Here is a 14,817-nt window from a genome sequence, read left to right as displayed (position 1 = left end):
CTTGCAGAAGCGATCTCAGGATCAAATCGCGCCCACGACGCGCCCAATTTCAGACGAGCAGTGGTCGATGGCGCGTCGCGTCGCCCGCGAATTGGACAAGATCCTCGATAGCGGCGATCCGAGACAGGCTGCCATCAAACGCGCGGCGGCTGAACTGCGGCTGACCACACGACAAATCTACAATCTCCTTGCGCGTTATCGCACCGATCGGACGGTGACCGCCTTGCTTCCTCGCGCGGCCGTCAGTCGGCGCAAGCGGCTGCCGGAACAGGTGGAGGAGATCATCGCGGCCACGCTTCGCGAGAAGTGGCTGACGCTCGAGCCGACCGCACTTGCTCCGGTGGTCGACGAGATCCGCGCACGGTGCGAGGAAGCTGGTGTTGCCGTGCCGTCTTATGTGACGGTCGCTCGACGCATCCCGGTGTTGTTTTCGCCTGAAGAGATCGCGAAGAAGCGATCGGCCAATCCAAAGCACTTGCTGCGGCTGAAGCCGCGGCCCGGCTATATCCACGCGCCGTATCCGCTCGCCGTTTGCCAGATCGACCATACGCCGACCGATATCAATTTCGTGGAGGTGGTCGATGGCGCCGGTGTGTTCGTCGGCCGCCCGTATTTGACGATTATCACCGACGTGGCGACACGATCCATTCTCGGCTTCTGCCTCACCTTGGAAAAGCCGTCGGTTCTATCCGTCGCGCTTTGTCTCGCCCACGCCATCTGCCCGAAAGATGCCTGGCTTGCCGCCCGCAATCTCAATCATGCCTGGCCGATGTTCGGTCGGCCGCGGCTGCTGGTCACGGACTCGGCGATGGAGTTCAAGGGAAACGCCTTCCAGCGCGGCTGTGACGACTACGGGATCCGGATCCGCTATCGTGATCGCGGCCGCGTTCATCAAGGCGGGGTCGTTGAGCGGCTGCTGGGTAAACTCAACGCGGTTCTCGTTACCTATCCTGGTTCGTCGGGGCGTTCGGTCGCCCACCGCGACGAATATCCGTCCGAGCGGCGTGCTTGCCTGAGCTTTGCCAATCTGGAGCGCTGCATCGCGCTCGCGGTCATCGATCACAATCTTCAGGAAAATTCCAAGACCCTGAAGGTGCCGCTGACCGAATGGCAACGCAGCAGCAGTGAACTGCGCGACTTTGGCGACGATGCGCAGCGCGTGCTGCTGTCGTTTCTGCCGGGGACGGAAAGACGACTGTCGCCGCAAGGGATCAGCATGTTCGCCATGCACTATTATTCGCCGTGGCTGGGCATCCTCGTTCCCGAGCGTGACCGGCTCGAAAAGCTCGAGGTGCGATACGATCCCCGCGACATCAGTCATGTCTACGTCCGCGACCCGGAAACCCGTCAGTTTCGGCCGGTCCAGCGACGCGACGGCCAGCTGATGCCCTTGACGCTGTGGGAACATGAGGCAGAACGCGACCGTCGGCGTACAATCAATCAACGCTCAAACGTCGAGAAGGTAGCGTTCCGCCGTGAGATCGCAGCCATAGTGGGGTCGGAACAAGAGGAGTGCGAAATCGTACGTTAAGGGCGAACGGAATGAGAACTTATGCGGCCCGCCTCGGCCCGGCTGGCAGACGAAGCGATCGAAATCCGTTCGGCATCTGATGTTCGGCATCCCAAGTGTAGATGCCGGTAAGGTTGATATGCTCCCAACTGAGCGGCGAGATGTGCTTCAACAGAGTATCGGGAATGTCTCGTCCTACTCGTCTCAGCTGTGTGACCGCGCGATCAAGATAGACCGTATTCCAGTAGACGATCGCACTGACGACGAGGTTGAGACCAGAGGCGCGGAACGCTTGGCTCTCGAACGACCGGTCGCGGATCTCGCCCCGCTCGTGGAAGAACACAGCGCGCTTCAGCTTATGGGCGGCCTCGCCCTTGTTGAGACCGGCTTGGCATCTCCGCCGTAGTGCCGGACTTGAGTACCATTCGATCATGAACAGCGACCTTTCGATACGACCGAGTTCGCGGAGCGCCCTCGCGAGATGGCTTTGCTTCGAGGATGCGGATAGTTTCTTGAGGATCGTAGACGGCACCACGGACCGCGTCGTGATCGACGCGGCGAGATGGAGCAGATCGTCCCAATGATCGAGGATTAGACTGGCATTGATCGGCGCCCCGATGTGGTTCGACAGCGCCGGATATGCATCGCTCTTTTCGAACGTGTGGAACTTCCGGTCTTTAAGATTGCGCAGTCGCGGTGAGAACCGCTTTCCGATCAAGGCGAACAGCCCGAAGATATGATCACTGGCACCCCCTGTGTCGGTAAAGTGTTCATGGATGTCGAGGACCGTGTCCTGATCAAAGAGCCCATCGAGCACATAGGCCGCCTCGCTCTCGGTCGGACTGATGGGCAAAATGCTGAAGTAGCCGTATTGATCTGACAGATGGCTATAGAATTTCGATCCGGGCTCGCTGCCGTAATGCAAGTTGATTTCGCCACGCTTTGCAGCTCGGTCGCTCGCACGGAAGAATTGGCCATCGGACGATGACGTTGTGCCATTGCCCCAAAGGCGGGAGTGGGGATGCTCGGTGTGGGCATCGGTGATGCACGCTTGCGCCGCTCGGTAAGTCTCCGATCGAGCGTGAAATGTGCGCATCCACCCAATCTGGTGAGCGCTGATCCCCTTGGATGCGCTCGCCATTCTCTTCGGGCCGAGGTTCGTCGCATCGGCCAGTACGCCAGCGAGCATGGCAGAGACATTTTTCGGGACGTCGCCGGTGCGAACATGCGTGAAGTGATCCGCAAAGCCGGTCCATTCATGCACTTCCCTTAACAAGTCGGGAACCTCGACCAACGGATACATGTCGCTGATCTCGGCATTCAGTTCCTCTGCTGCCACGGGGACTTCGCCGACGGTTGGTGTGACGATCAATGTTCCGGCCTCAAGACGAACTCCTTCGAGCTTTCCGGATCGTGCTCTGTGCGCCAGACGCTGCAGGTTGAACTCGAGCATCTGACGCGCTTCGGCAAGCCACTGCGCGCCGTCGCACTGGACCCCCAAACCGAGACGATCGTCTTCCTTCATCGTGATGAATGTCGACCGCGGCATCAGATGCTCGTCAATCGGCCGGAAAGATCGGCTGCCCTCGACCCAAATGTCCGCAGATCTAAGCCGGTCTCGCAAAGCCGCGAGCGTGGCGATCTCGTAGAGACGGCGATCAGGTTTCCCCTGTTCGAAGATGAGCCGCCGATCAGCTTGGCTGAGGTGGGTGAGCGGCACGCGATCCGGGAGTGTCCGCCGCTTCTCGGCATAAAGCCGTTTCAGCAGCGCAATTGCCGCCAGAAGCGGGTCGTGGCGATGCGCCGAGCGAAACGTGAAGGCCTGAAGGAATGCACCAATGTATTTGTGGACGGTTGCGTATTGTTCGGCTGCCACGGTCAACGGCGGCGCCTCGTTGTCGTCGACCATCGACTCAAGCTCAGGCTTCATCCGAAGCAGCCGGTTCCAGCCGACCCTTTGGTCGAGAACATCCAATGCGTTCCGACCATAGTCGTTGGCGGATTGCAGTGCGGTGATCGTATCTAGAAACATGCGCAGCGCTTTGGCGGTATTCGCTCTGCAGTCCATCTGTCGCTGCTTCTTTCGATTGTTGGCTTGCGAGAACAACTTGCCCATCAGCTTGATGAACATCGTCACCGCGTCGTCCGTGAGCTTCTGGCAAAGCTTGATGACTTGAGCCACAATCAGAGCGTGGCGGCGGCTGGCGTTGAAGTCGTTGGCAAGCCAGGCCGGCGTTGCGTTGCCCTCCCGGATCATCTGGTCCCACCGTCCGGATGATACGCGCGCCTGCAGTTCCGGATCGATCTCCAGCCGCCGCAGAAAAGCTATCCGCTCGGTCAGCCCGACGAGGTTCGACGCAGCCGGCGCTTCTGGCGCCGAGCGCAGCCAATGCAAGCGCGTCTGGCCGATCGACAGGTCAACCTCTAACAGCCGATCCAGTGATTGAAGCCTTTCGAGTGGGATGTCTTCAATCAGAATTCTTTCTGCCCGGCGCCGGGCTATGGCACGGCCGGCAAGGCCGATCCGTTCGATTGTGTCGATCGCCGGCAGAAGAGCTCCACGTTCGCGAAACGTTGCGACAATCGAACCGGCTATCGCAGCACCGTCGTCGGATGTCGTCGCCGTCTGGATTGCGGCCAACAGCGCGGCTCGGCGATCTTGCACCGCGGCGCTTCTTGTATCCAGATATGCCATTAGGCGCCCTGTGTGATCGCGACGGGTCTCTTCACGGCGTGCATAGAGGACAAATGCTTCTGGGGCGATGCCGATCTGATCAGCAACAAACTTCAGCATGGCGCGAGGCGGAGTTTCTTCTGCCCCCAATACTCGACCTGGGTACCGCATCAGACATAGCTGGATGGCAAAGCCGAGCCGGTTATGCGCACGTCTTCGCAGTTCGATCTCCAGGCGATCCGCCAATGACAATGAATAGTGTCGGATTAGGCTGTCCTCGTCGACTGGTATGTCGACAAGCTTCCGTCGATCTTGATCTTTGAGAAGCTTGCGCTTTGCCATCGCCCGACTCCATTCATGACCAATCTGCGTCGAGCGTTGTCGAGTCGGGCCGGACAGAGAAATCAAAATTGGCGCATGTCGATAGCAATCCACAGAGATCGGATGTTGCGCATCCGATCTACGGCATGGTTTCTGTTTCGTTCGGCCTTAGCGTACGATTTCGAACTGCTCTTGTTCTGACCCCTACTCGCCCGAGCGCTCAGGTTTAGCTCGAAGGTCACCCTGGATCCGCGATCGAAGCTCTTCGATGCCAGCACGTATTGATTTCGGCCGCGAAGCTGGCTTGCGGAGGCGAGAGGCGATGTCGGTTCTCAGGAGTTGCTCCAACTTGCTGGTTTCTCGGCGACCACCAATTGCGCTAGTGATCGAAAGGATTTGGGAAAGCCCAATCGTCGAATGAGACGCATTGCTCGATTGGCAATTGGCGAGCTTTTTCAAGTCATTTTGCTGTGGCGACCGCTTTATGGAGCGGATCTTTGGTTTAGCAAGGTGCTTGGCTGCGGGAGGTGCCTTTCGCGGGAGCTATTCTGCAGTTCCGGAAACGTCCTTCCGCCCAGACTGATCAGGCCGGATGCTGTTGCACGCTCAACCCGCCATCGACGGTCAGGCAGGTGGCGTTCATGAACGGGCACTCGTCCGAGATCATGAAGACCGCAGCCATGGCGATTTCCTCCGGCGTGGCGATCCGCCCGCCGGGATGCAGCTTCATGGTTTCGGCCTTGGCGGCTTCCGGATCGGGAAAACCGTTCCAGTAGTCGATGACCTTCTGTGTCGCGACATAGCCAGGTGCAAGTGCATTCACCCGGACATTCTTGGACGCATATTCCAACCCCAGAGACTTGGTCATGCCGAGCAACGCGTGTTTGGCGAGCGGATAGGGAAAGGTATGCGGGATGATGGTAAAGGCATGAGTGGAGGCGATATTGAGAATGACGCCGCCGCCCTGTTCGATCAGGCCCGGCAGCACCGCCTTGCAGCAGTTCCATGCGCCCTTGAGATTGATGTCGAAACACCGGTTCCACTCCTCGTCCGTCGTCTCGAGCGGCTCGGCGAAGACGTTGACACCCGCATTGTTTATGAGGGCATTGATCTGGCCGATTTCAGCATTGGCTTCGTCGACGACCGTTGCGATGGACTTGGCATCGGTGATATCGGCGGCCTTGAAGCCAAGGGGGTACCCTTCGCCTTTAAGCTTTTCAGCCTCCTGTCGAAGAAGGTCTTCATCGCGGTCTATCAGGTAGGCGGTGGCATTCGCCCGTAGGACGGCTTTTGCTATGGCGAGGCCGATACCCTGAGCAGCGCCCGTGATCAGCATCCGCTTGCCTTTGAGACGCTTGGCCATTCCGATCTCCTCTACCACTCAGCGACGCTGCCATCTTCATGACGCCAAAGCGGGTTGCKCCACCGATGGCCCTCCTTCGCCCGCTCAATCACATAGGCTTCGTTCACCTCGATGCCGAGSCCWGGGCCCTGAGGAATGGATACGAAACCRTCGGCRTASTGGAARACWTCCTTGTTGGAGATRTAGTCCARGATGTCGTTGCCCTTGTTGTARTGGATGCCSAGGCTCTGCTCTTGAATGAAAGCATTGTAGCTCACGGCGTCGACCTGCAGGCAGGCGGCAAGGGCGATCGGCCCGAGCGGGCAATGCGGGGCCAGCGCAACGTCATAGGCCTCCGCCATGGTGGCGATCTTGCGACACTCAGTAATGCCCCCTGCGTGGCTCAAGTCCGGTTGCAGTATATCGACATAACCCTCTGACAGGACACGTTTAAAATCCCACCGGGAAAACAACCGCTCTCCTAAAGCGATGGGTGTTGACGTGTGGTTGGCGATTTCCTTCAACGCTTCATAGTTTTCCGACAAAACGGGTTCCTCGATGAACAGCAGCTTGTAGGGCTCGAGTTCCTTCGCCAGAACCTTGGCCATGGGCCGATGAACACGCCCGTGAAAGTCGGCACCGATCCCGATTTGGGGGCCGACCGCATTTCTGACTGCCGCGATATTCGCTATGATCGCATCAATCTTGTCGTGCGTATCGACGATCTGAAGCTCTTCGGCGCCATTCATCTTGATGGCTTTGAAGCCACGGGCAACGACTTCTTGGGCGTTCTTGGCGACGTCGGACGGCCTATCACCGCCGATCCAGGAATAAACCTTGATCCTATCGCGCACCTGGCCGCCGAGCAGCGAATGAATCGGCTGTCCGAGCGCCTTACCCTTGATATCCCAGAGGGCCTGGTCGATGCCTGAAATCGCGCTCATGTGGATGGCCCCGCCGCGATAGAAGCCGCCACGATACATCACCTGCCAATGATCCTCGATCAGGAAAGGATCTTTGCCGACCAGATAGTCGGACAGCTCATGGACGGCAGCCTCCACCGCCAGCGCCCTCCCTTCAACGACCGGCTCGCCCCAGCCTACTATACCCTCGTCCGTCTCTATCTTCAGGAGTAACCAGCGCGGGGGTACGATGTAGGTCGTGAGTTTCGTGATCTTCATGAAATGTGCCCAATCTATGCCAGAATAAGGTTGGCAGCTTTGCCTGCGGCGGCCATGACGGCGGCGTTCGTGTTGCCGCTGACGATCGTGGGCATCAGAGACGCGTCCACGACACGCAAACCGCGTGTGCCCCGGACCCTGAGGTTCGTATCCAACACCGCTTCCGGATCGTTGTCCTGGCCCATCTTGCAGGTCCCGACAGGATGGTAGCCCGTTTTCACGGTTCGTTTGCAGTGCGCGGCGACGGCCTCGTCACTGGTGACGTCCGCTCCCGGAAAGATCTCCTTGTCGATCAGCTCGCGCATCGGCGATGCGTCTAATACCGTGCGTGCAAATCGGAAGCCAGCCATTGTCAGCCGCAAGTCGTCTGGATGCCCGAAGATTTGCGTGTCGACGATCGGATTCTCGTATGGATCGGACGAGGCCAAGGTGACAGATCCCCTCGCCTTCGGACGCAGCAAGAGCGAGTTGATCGTCACGCCGTCACCAGGTTCCGTTCCCATGACGTCACGGTCCAAATAGACCGTCGGCACGCAGAACATCTGAATGGTGGGACGATCGTTATTGCCATCCGGGTCGTAGAAGGCGCAGGTCTCTACGCCCGTCGTCGACACCGGGCCAGATTTGAACATGAGGTACTGAAGGCCCGCCTTGATCATTGGCCAGCCGCGATCGGCGCCATAGTAGCCGAAGGAGCCCTTGGTGGTCGCGACGACCGGGCACTCGTAATGGTCTTGCAGGTTCTTGCCGACGCCGGATAGTACGACCTTTTTCTGGATGTTGTGTTTGGAAAGCTCGTCATCGGGTCCAATACCGGAGATCATCAGCAACTTTGGTGTCTGATAGGCTCCGGCGGCGAGAATGACTTCTCCCGCGCTCGCGGACTTCCGGCTACCATTCTGGACATAATCGACACCCCTGGCACGATTACCATCCATCTTTATCGAGGTGACGGTCGCCTCCGTTTGAATGGTGAGCAGCGGATCCTTCATGACCGGAGCAAGAAACGCATCGACGGCACTCGACCGCCGTTTCGTCTTCCAGTCTATTGTGTGCTGCATGAAGCCGACGCCGAACTGGCCTGCGCCGTTGAAATCGGGATTGTAAGGTATGCCCATGCCCTGCAAAGTTTTCACATAAGTGCGAGTCATCGGGCTGGTATGGCCAAGGTGCGAAATCTTCAGCGGCCCGCCGACGCCGTGGAATTCGCCCGCAAGATGGTCGTTGTCTTCCTGCTGCTTGAAATACGGAAGCAGATCGCCGTAGGACCAAGCGCTGTCATTGGATCCATCGGGCGTGACAAGTTCATTCCACTGGTCAAAATCTGCTGCCTGTCCACGCATGTAGACCATCGCATTGACGGTGCTCCCGCCGCCCAGCACCTTGCCTTGCGGAACAATGGGGCCACGGCCGTTCAGCTGCGGCTGCGGCTTGGTCTGATGCATGGCCAGGTAGGTGTCCTTTGCTAGGAACTTCATGTACCCGGCTGGGAAGCTCATAATTGGGTTGGCCTTTGCAGGTCCACGCTCGAGCAGCAGCACTCGCGCCTTGCCGTCACCTACCAGTTTCTCCGCGACCACACAGGCGGAGCTTCCCCCACCGACGATGATGTAGTCGTAACGGTCATTCACAGGCATCAGGAACTCCGGAATTCAATGTCAAATGCTAGAGGGGCGCAGGTGGATGCTTCCAGAAATGCTCTCGCCAGGTCCAAGTACTTTTAGGCCGCCCAGCTCAGGCATATTGTGCCCGTTCGCCAGGTGGCTCATTGGCTCGAAGCAGAAGTAGTCGCGCTTAAAGCTCGGGTCGAACGTCGTATCGGAAACGAATACGAAGGCATGCTTGAAGATGGCTTCGGCCGTGAGATGAAGCGAGGTATCCCGTTCAGGCCAGGTGATGAATGCTTCTCCGCTCCAGTCCTCGAAGCCATTGTTGACCCATCGGTGCGGTAGTGGCGCTGGTGAACTGAAATCCAGGTCTTCCGGTTTCGCGGTCGGTTCACCCGGCAGCCAACCCTCGACTTCCGTCCAGAACGTGCGGGCTGGCGCCAGCAGCGTCGTCTTAGGCGTCATCGGAAAATAGGGGTGCCATCCAAGCCCGAACGGCATTGCGCGTTCGCCTCGGTTCTCGACCGTCAGTGTCATGGTCAGTCCGGCTTCGTCGACCGCGAAGCGCTGGCACGCCTGATACGTGTACGGCGTATTGCCACGACTATGGGCGAAACTCATTTCCACTGACGTCGGAGCTTGTCGAGCGATCGCCCAGTCGGCTTGCCAGCCCTCGCCGTGCAGGTAGTGCTCGTCCCACTCGGTATTTGGGCTGAATCGGTAATCGTTTCCTTCAAACGAAAACCGGTTGTCCCTGACCCGATTGCCAAACGGCACCAATGGATAGCACGCCGAGCCAAGGGCATCGGCGTCGTCAGATATGCTGGGGCGCAGCAGCGCCAACTTCCCCGCTCCGACATCGCGCCAAAAGCCAAGCAAGAGCCCACCTTTGGTTGCCACGCGAACAGACAATGGACCAGCTTCAAGATCGACGATCGTCATCGTATCAGCCCTTGCTACGGGAGATGCTGCGCTTGATTGCCTGGATGTTGGCAAGCACCGCAATCACGATGATCAGACCACGCACGACCTGCTGGAAGAAGGGATTGATCCCAAGCAAAACAAGGCCGTTGCCAATCAACGTAATGACGAGAACGCCAAGAAGCGTTCCAAGCATCGATCCGCGACCGCCGGACAGCGATGTTCCGCCGACGACGACCGCCGCGATCACATCGAATTCGAGGCCCGTGGCCGCGGTCGCGTTACCGGAGCCGAGACGCGCCACAAGGAGGATGCCGGAGATCGCTGCCATGGCGCCTGCGATTGCAAACAGCGCAACACGGATTTTCGAGACGCTGATGCCGCTGAGGAATGCTGCATGGGCGTTGCCACCGATCGCAAAGACCGAACGGCCGAAAGCGGTTTTCCGACTGATGAACGTGAAGACCGCAAACAGAACCAACATGATGATTGCAGCGGGAGGGATACCCAGGAAAGAGCGATCCAGAGCGTCCAGGGTGTCGTTGCGACCAATCGAGACGGGCAGTGCATCCGTTACGAACAGGGCGGTACCGCGAAGAGCGCTCCAGAGACCGAGTGTGCCGACAAAAGACGGAACATCGAAGTATGCCCGCAACGCTCCGGCAATGGACCCGAGCAAGGCGCCGACCACGATCGCTAATGCGAATGCGATCGGCGTCGGAACACCCCACTGCAGCAGGAATGCGAGCACGACTGAAATGAAGGCGACCATCGGGCCGACGCTGACATCGATTTCGCCAGCGATGATGATGAGGGTCGCGGCCCAAGCGGCTATACCGATCGTGGCTGCATCTCTGAGAATGTTAATCTGATTGTTGAACGAGAGAAACCCGTTCGCCGTCGATGTGAAGACGACATAAAGCACAGCGATTGCAACAAACAAACTCAGTTCGTTCATGTGCTGCGAGAACGTGAACCGAGATTTGGCTCTTGGTGTCGATGCTGATTTGGCAGTCAGGTCGAGTGACATCTCGTGTCTCCCTCAATGTCCAGCGATGCAGGCTGCCATCAAGGCGTCCTGATCGATATTTGGTGATTTGAATTCTTCTTGAAGGGTACCATCCCTCAGGACGAGCACCCGATCGCAAACGAGCGGCAGCTCTTCAATCTCGCTGGAGACAAAGATCACGCTACGGCCTTCTGCGGCCAACTGGCGAATGATCGCGTAGATCTGAGCCTTGGCTTCAACGTCAACGCCTCTCGTGGGCTCATCTAGGAGCAACACGCGGCTGTTGGCGTAGACCCAGCGGCCAATGACAACCTTTTGCTGATTGCCCCCTGAGAGGGTGCCAATTGGGGTGTCGGTCTGAGCGGTTTTGATATGCAGGCGCTGGATAACCCGGCGCGTTGCGTCTGCCATCATCTTGGCAGATAGGATCCCATGCTTACTGACGCCCGCAAAGTTGGTCGACAAGGTATTCTCGTCGACCCCCAGAAGTGGAACGATCCCCTCCTCCTTGCGGCTTTCCGGGGTGTAGCCAAAACCCTTCGAGATCATTTGTGTGTATCGGCCAGGGTCGACTGTAACGCCGTCAACGAGCACGTCGCCCCGATCCTGAGCGCGAACGCCCATGATGGCCTGCAGAAGCTCTGTGCGCCCCGACCCGAGCAAGCCTGCAATGCCAAGCACTTCCCCCGCTTTGAGCTGAAAGGAAACGGAATTGAGTTTGGGCGCGAGCGCAATGTCGCGAACTTCCAGGACAGTCTTTTCCTGGCTTCGATTGTCGAGGGCTGCCGCCTTTGCTGCCTCGGCGCCGAGCATCAGGCGAACAATCTCGCGGGTGTCGGCACCCTTGACGTCGACGGTGTCGATGATGCGTCCATCCCGCATGATCGTCGCTGAATGCGCTATCTGGCGGATCTCGTTCATGCGATGGCTCACATAAATAACTGCGATATCTTCAGCGGCAATGCGGGTGACGGCCGCCATAACCTTCTCGGCTTCGGCGGCGGCGAGCGAACTTGTCGGCTCGTCGAGGATAACCAATTTCGGCTTTCCGAGCAGGACGCGGGCGATCTCCAGAAGCTGGCGCTCGGCCGGGCTAAGGCTGGCGACGAGCGTGTTCGGCGGCCGGTCAAGGTCAAGCCGTCCTATGGCCTCCGATGCTTCCGCTTCCATGTCCGCGGACTGGATGACGCCGCCTTTTCGCGGCCATCGCCCCAAAAATAGGTTTTCAGCGAGCGTCATACCCGGAACCAGGCTGAGTTCCTGGTACACCACACGCACTCCCTTTACGAAGGCATCTTGTGCGCGGCTGGATCCCGAGTGCCGCAACTCTTCGCCGTCGACTCTCACGGTACCGCTATCGGGGATCTCAGCGCCCGTCAGAAGCCTGATAAGCGTGGATTTGCCCGCGCCGTTCTTTCCAAGCAGTGCCCTGACCTCTCCTGCCGCCACTGCGAATGTCGCGTTGTCGAGAGCAAGGACGCCGGGATATTGACGTGTGCAACCCTCGATCGAAGCGATCGGGCGCGAAGCAAGTTCTGCCGTCCGCGATGTCTGTGTCATTTAATTTCCACCTTCGAAAAGATGCCGCCGGTCTCCCGGCGGCCTCGGCTTTCGTCACTTGGGAGGTGATCTCACGGAACGCCGTCAGCGTGAGCCTTCAACCAGGCCTTACCGTCTTCGGACGACTTGTAGAGATCGATGTCATAGGCCACCTTGATACCTTCCGGCGGCTGGCCGTCGATCGACTTGATGGCCTGGGCTAACGCGAGCTTTCCAAGACCTTGCCCCGAAATATCGACCACAGCCTTGATAACCGTAAAGTCGGCCAGCTCCTGAGCGATTTCGGTGGTCATGTCGCCGCCGAAGACGACGACTTTGCCGGTCTTATCCTGGCTCTTCACGGCACGGGCGGCACCAAGCGTTGCACCTCCGGCTTCGCCAAAAAATGCGTTAATCTCAGGGTTGGAAGTCAACATGGTTGCTGCGACCGAAACGGCCTTGTCGAGGGTTGCACCTTCCTGGTTAGCAACAATTTGGGCGCCTGCTACCTTAGCTTTAAGCGCTTCTTCGAAGCCTTTGCGGCGTGTGACACAGACTTCGACAAATTCGCAGTTCAAGACGCCGATTTTCGGGGCGTCTATCTTTTCAGCTATGAAGTACTCTGCGGCTGCATCGCCCAACTTGTGGCCAAAATCATATGGGTCGCCGACTGCATAAGCCGAGATGTACTCTTTCATGTCAGCATCGTTGAGGCATGTGTTGTAGCATACTACCGGAATTCCAGCGTCATGGGCTCGGCGGATTGCTCGCGAGGAGCCGTCGGCCGACACCGGCGAAACGATGATCGCCTGGACACCTGACGAAATCAGGGTATCGATGAACGAGGATTCCTTGCTCGCATCGCCTTGCGCGTTTGTTTCAACGACATCCAGTTTGCGGCCAGCATCGCTTGCGCCAGTCTGAATGCCTTTGCGAACGCCGGCGTAGAAGCCCTGAGCGTCCATGTAGATGGCGCCGACCTTCAGGTCCTTGTCCTGCGCAAAAACCGTTGTGGCATGTGACCCAGCAATTGTGGTGAGCGCCAGGATTGCGGCGCGTACGATGAGCTTCATTGCTCCCTCCCGTTATCTCCAACGACGGGCTCCAAGACGGAGCCAACCGACGAGCAAACATTAATATCGGTCGTATTATTGTCAATATAAATACGATTTATTTTTTTAAAGATGTGGCAGGCAACTGAAATCCTTGCTACAAGTTGAGAGCGGAATTGTGGATATGATGCCTTGGCGGGGCTTCTGCTCGGCGCGAATTTTGGATAACCCGCGGCAAAAGCGGCATGGGAGGCAGCTAGTGGCAATCGCACGTAGCGAGTGGAAGCTTACCGACGGCGGAAATGAAATTGCATCGCGCGGTAAGCGGTCGGTGCGTGAAGCTCTTCTGTCAACAATGGTCGAGAAGATTGTTTCGGGTGAGCTGCCGGAGGGCTCGACCTTGCCCAACGAGGCGGACCTTACCGATCAGTTCGGTGTCAGCAGAACCAGTCTGCGAGAGGCCATGCAGTATCTGTCGGCAATTGGAATGATCCGGTCGCGGACCAGGGCCGGGACGACGGTTCTTCCGCGAGAGAATTGGAGCTATCTCGATCCCCTCCTGCTTGACGTGATGCTCTCACTCGGTGGGGACGAGTCTTTCTACGCATCGCTCATTGATGCGCGTCAGTTGCTGGAACCGGCCGCGGCCGAGCACGCCGCGAAGAACGCGACCGCCAAACAGCTGGCGCGTATTGCTCAGGCATTCGAAGATATGGTCGACGCGAACGCTCGCGACAACGAAGAGTGGAGCCGGGCCGATCTCGAATTCCATACAGCTATTATCAATGCGAGTGGCAACTGGGTCTACAGGCAGTTCGCGAGCGCTATTCGAGCCGCTCTGCTTGCAAGTTTCCGTCTTACCAATCGCGCCAGTCAGTCACATGAACAAGCTATTCGAAAGCATCAGGACGTTCTGGAAGCCATACGCGTTCGCGATCCTGTCGCGGCAAGAAAGGCAATGGAAACTTTGATCGGCGTCGCGAGAGCGGAAATCACCGAAGCGCTCAAAAAAAACACGAAGCGTTGACACGTCTTCACAGGCAGCTGGCGCTTTGCTTAGCGACGAAGGCCACTCGGTAGGCTACGATCCCAATCCTGGAGGCTTGTCGGTTTGATCGCTAACCGGTCGCCATAAGAACTGGCTCCCCGGCGGATAAGCAGAGCGACCCCTGTTACCTTGATTACCGCTCGCACTGCGCCATCATTGGACCATCTTAGCGCAGATATGGCTTCTGAGAGGGCTACGATGGAAAGCAGTCACCAGACGATTCCTGCAGATGATCTTACTCGCAACTAACGGTGGTGAGTCCGGACCATGCCAAAGGTCGCCACGTGTCCGTGGCGGGTGGCACTTAGACCGTCTTGCTGTCCGGAGAGGAGACTGGCGGCGGATATTGCCTGATCGACATGCGCGTGCCCCATGGTGGCGGGCCACCGCCGCATCGACACGATTTCGAGGAAATGTTTACAATCCTGGACGGCGAACTCGAATTCACGTTTCGAGGCGTAGCCCAGACCGCGGGCGCTGGGACGACGATAAATATCCCCAACGCGCCACACTCATTCAAGAACAAATCAGGGAAACCTGCGAGACTCCTTTGCATGTGTACCCTCCTGGTCAGGAAGAATTCTCCCTGAAAATTGGCGACAGGGTGAATAGT

At 58.1% G+C, this 14,817-nt stretch carries 11 protein-coding genes; 3 read left to right on the top strand and 8 right to left on the bottom strand.

Features of this window, described 5'->3' with window-relative positions; translation table 11 throughout:
• Positions 1-67: 67 nt before the first annotated feature.
• Entirely contained in the window at positions 68-1,531 is a 1,464-nt protein-coding gene (locus tag AC1DMK_RS23780) for a transposase (protein WP_477862521.1), read from the top strand.
• A gap of 19 nt (positions 1,532-1,550) precedes the next feature.
• Here the strand turns inward: AC1DMK_RS23780 and AC1DMK_RS23775 are convergent, their stop codons facing one another.
• From AC1DMK_RS23775 to AC1DMK_RS23740, 8 genes are all read right to left on the bottom strand, one after another.
• Positions 1,551-4,526: a Tn3 family transposase gene (locus AC1DMK_RS23775; RefSeq protein WP_477862519.1), complete on the bottom strand. Its 2,976-nt coding sequence runs from the start codon at positions 4,524-4,526 to the stop codon at positions 1,551-1,553.
• Between the two features lie 562 nt (positions 4,527-5,088).
• Positions 5,089-5,868, bottom strand: coding sequence for an SDR family oxidoreductase (locus tag AC1DMK_RS23770; protein ID WP_477862517.1), 780 nt, complete (start codon positions 5,866-5,868; stop codon positions 5,089-5,091).
• A gap of 11 nt (positions 5,869-5,879) precedes the next feature.
• Complete coding sequence (gene dgoD, locus AC1DMK_RS23765; protein ID WP_477862515.1) at positions 5,880-7,028, bottom strand: galactonate dehydratase; 1,149 nt, start codon at positions 7,026-7,028, stop codon at positions 5,880-5,882.
• Positions 7,029-7,042: 14 nt separating this feature from the next.
• Complete coding sequence (locus tag AC1DMK_RS23760; protein WP_477862513.1) at positions 7,043-8,665, bottom strand: GMC family oxidoreductase; 1,623 nt, start codon at positions 8,663-8,665, stop codon at positions 7,043-7,045.
• Positions 8,666-8,686: 21 nt separating this feature from the next.
• Positions 8,687-9,577 carry an aldose 1-epimerase gene (locus AC1DMK_RS23755; RefSeq protein WP_477862511.1) on the bottom strand — a complete coding sequence of 297 codons (891 nt, stop codon included), beginning with the start codon at positions 9,575-9,577 and terminating at the stop codon, positions 8,687-8,689.
• A 4-nt stretch (positions 9,578-9,581) separates the two neighbouring features.
• Entirely contained in the window at positions 9,582-10,586 is a 1,005-nt protein-coding gene (locus AC1DMK_RS23750) for an ABC transporter permease (protein ID WP_477862510.1), read from the bottom strand.
• Between the two features lie 12 nt (positions 10,587-10,598).
• The gene (locus tag AC1DMK_RS23745) at positions 10,599-12,125 is read right to left on the bottom strand and encodes a sugar ABC transporter ATP-binding protein (protein WP_477862508.1); all 1,527 of its coding nucleotides are present in this window, start codon (positions 12,123-12,125) and stop codon (positions 10,599-10,601) included.
• Between the two features lie 71 nt (positions 12,126-12,196).
• Positions 12,197-13,177, bottom strand: a complete 981-nt coding sequence (locus AC1DMK_RS23740; RefSeq protein WP_477862506.1) for a substrate-binding domain-containing protein — start codon at positions 13,175-13,177, stop codon at positions 12,197-12,199.
• 238 nt (positions 13,178-13,415) lie between these two features.
• Here AC1DMK_RS23740 and AC1DMK_RS23735 point away from each other — a divergent pair, with 238 nt between their 5' ends.
• Both AC1DMK_RS23735 and AC1DMK_RS23730 read left to right on the top strand, forming a co-directional pair.
• The gene (locus AC1DMK_RS23735) at positions 13,416-14,183 is read left to right on the top strand and encodes a FadR/GntR family transcriptional regulator (protein ID WP_477862504.1); all 768 of its coding nucleotides are present in this window, start codon (positions 13,416-13,418) and stop codon (positions 14,181-14,183) included.
• 380 nt (positions 14,184-14,563) lie between these two features.
• Positions 14,564-14,794, top strand: coding sequence for a cupin domain-containing protein (locus AC1DMK_RS23730; protein WP_477862588.1), 231 nt, complete (start codon positions 14,564-14,566; stop codon positions 14,792-14,794).
• The last annotated feature ends 23 nt before the right edge of the window (positions 14,795-14,817 follow it).

The organism is Rhizobium sp. 05L419 (genome assembly GCF_056397845.1).
The sequence above is the reverse complement of the archived record's forward strand: the minus strand, read 5'-3'. Positions and strand labels throughout refer to the sequence as shown.

What these genes read in the sequence shown, in the direction of transcription:
- AC1DMK_RS23740 (WP_477862506.1), bottom strand. Translation starts at nt 13,177, where the DNA reads ATGAAGCTCATCGTACGCGCCGCAATCCTGGCGCTCACCACAATTGCT.
- AC1DMK_RS23780 (WP_477862521.1), top strand. Translation starts at nt 68, where the DNA reads ATGGCGCGTCGCGTCGCCCGCGAATTGGACAAGATCCTCGATAGCGGC.
- AC1DMK_RS23760 (WP_477862513.1), bottom strand. Translation starts at nt 8,665, where the DNA reads ATGCCTGTGAATGACCGTTACGACTACATCATCGTCGGTGGGGGAAGC.
- AC1DMK_RS23730 (WP_477862588.1), top strand. Translation starts at nt 14,564, where the DNA reads ATGCGCGTGCCCCATGGTGGCGGGCCACCGCCGCATCGACACGATTTC.
- AC1DMK_RS23745 (WP_477862508.1), bottom strand. Translation starts at nt 12,125, where the DNA reads ATGACACAGACATCGCGGACGGCAGAACTTGCTTCGCGCCCGATCGCT.
- AC1DMK_RS23775 (WP_477862519.1), bottom strand. Translation starts at nt 4,526, where the DNA reads ATGGCAAAGCGCAAGCTTCTCAAAGATCAAGATCGACGGAAGCTTGTC.
- AC1DMK_RS23755 (WP_477862511.1), bottom strand. Translation starts at nt 9,577, where the DNA reads ATGACGATCGTCGATCTTGAAGCTGGTCCATTGTCTGTTCGCGTGGCA.
- AC1DMK_RS23750 (WP_477862510.1), bottom strand. Translation starts at nt 10,586, where the DNA reads ATGTCACTCGACCTGACTGCCAAATCAGCATCGACACCAAGAGCCAAA.
- AC1DMK_RS23770 (WP_477862517.1), bottom strand. Translation starts at nt 5,868, where the DNA reads ATGGCCAAGCGTCTCAAAGGCAAGCGGATGCTGATCACGGGCGCTGCT.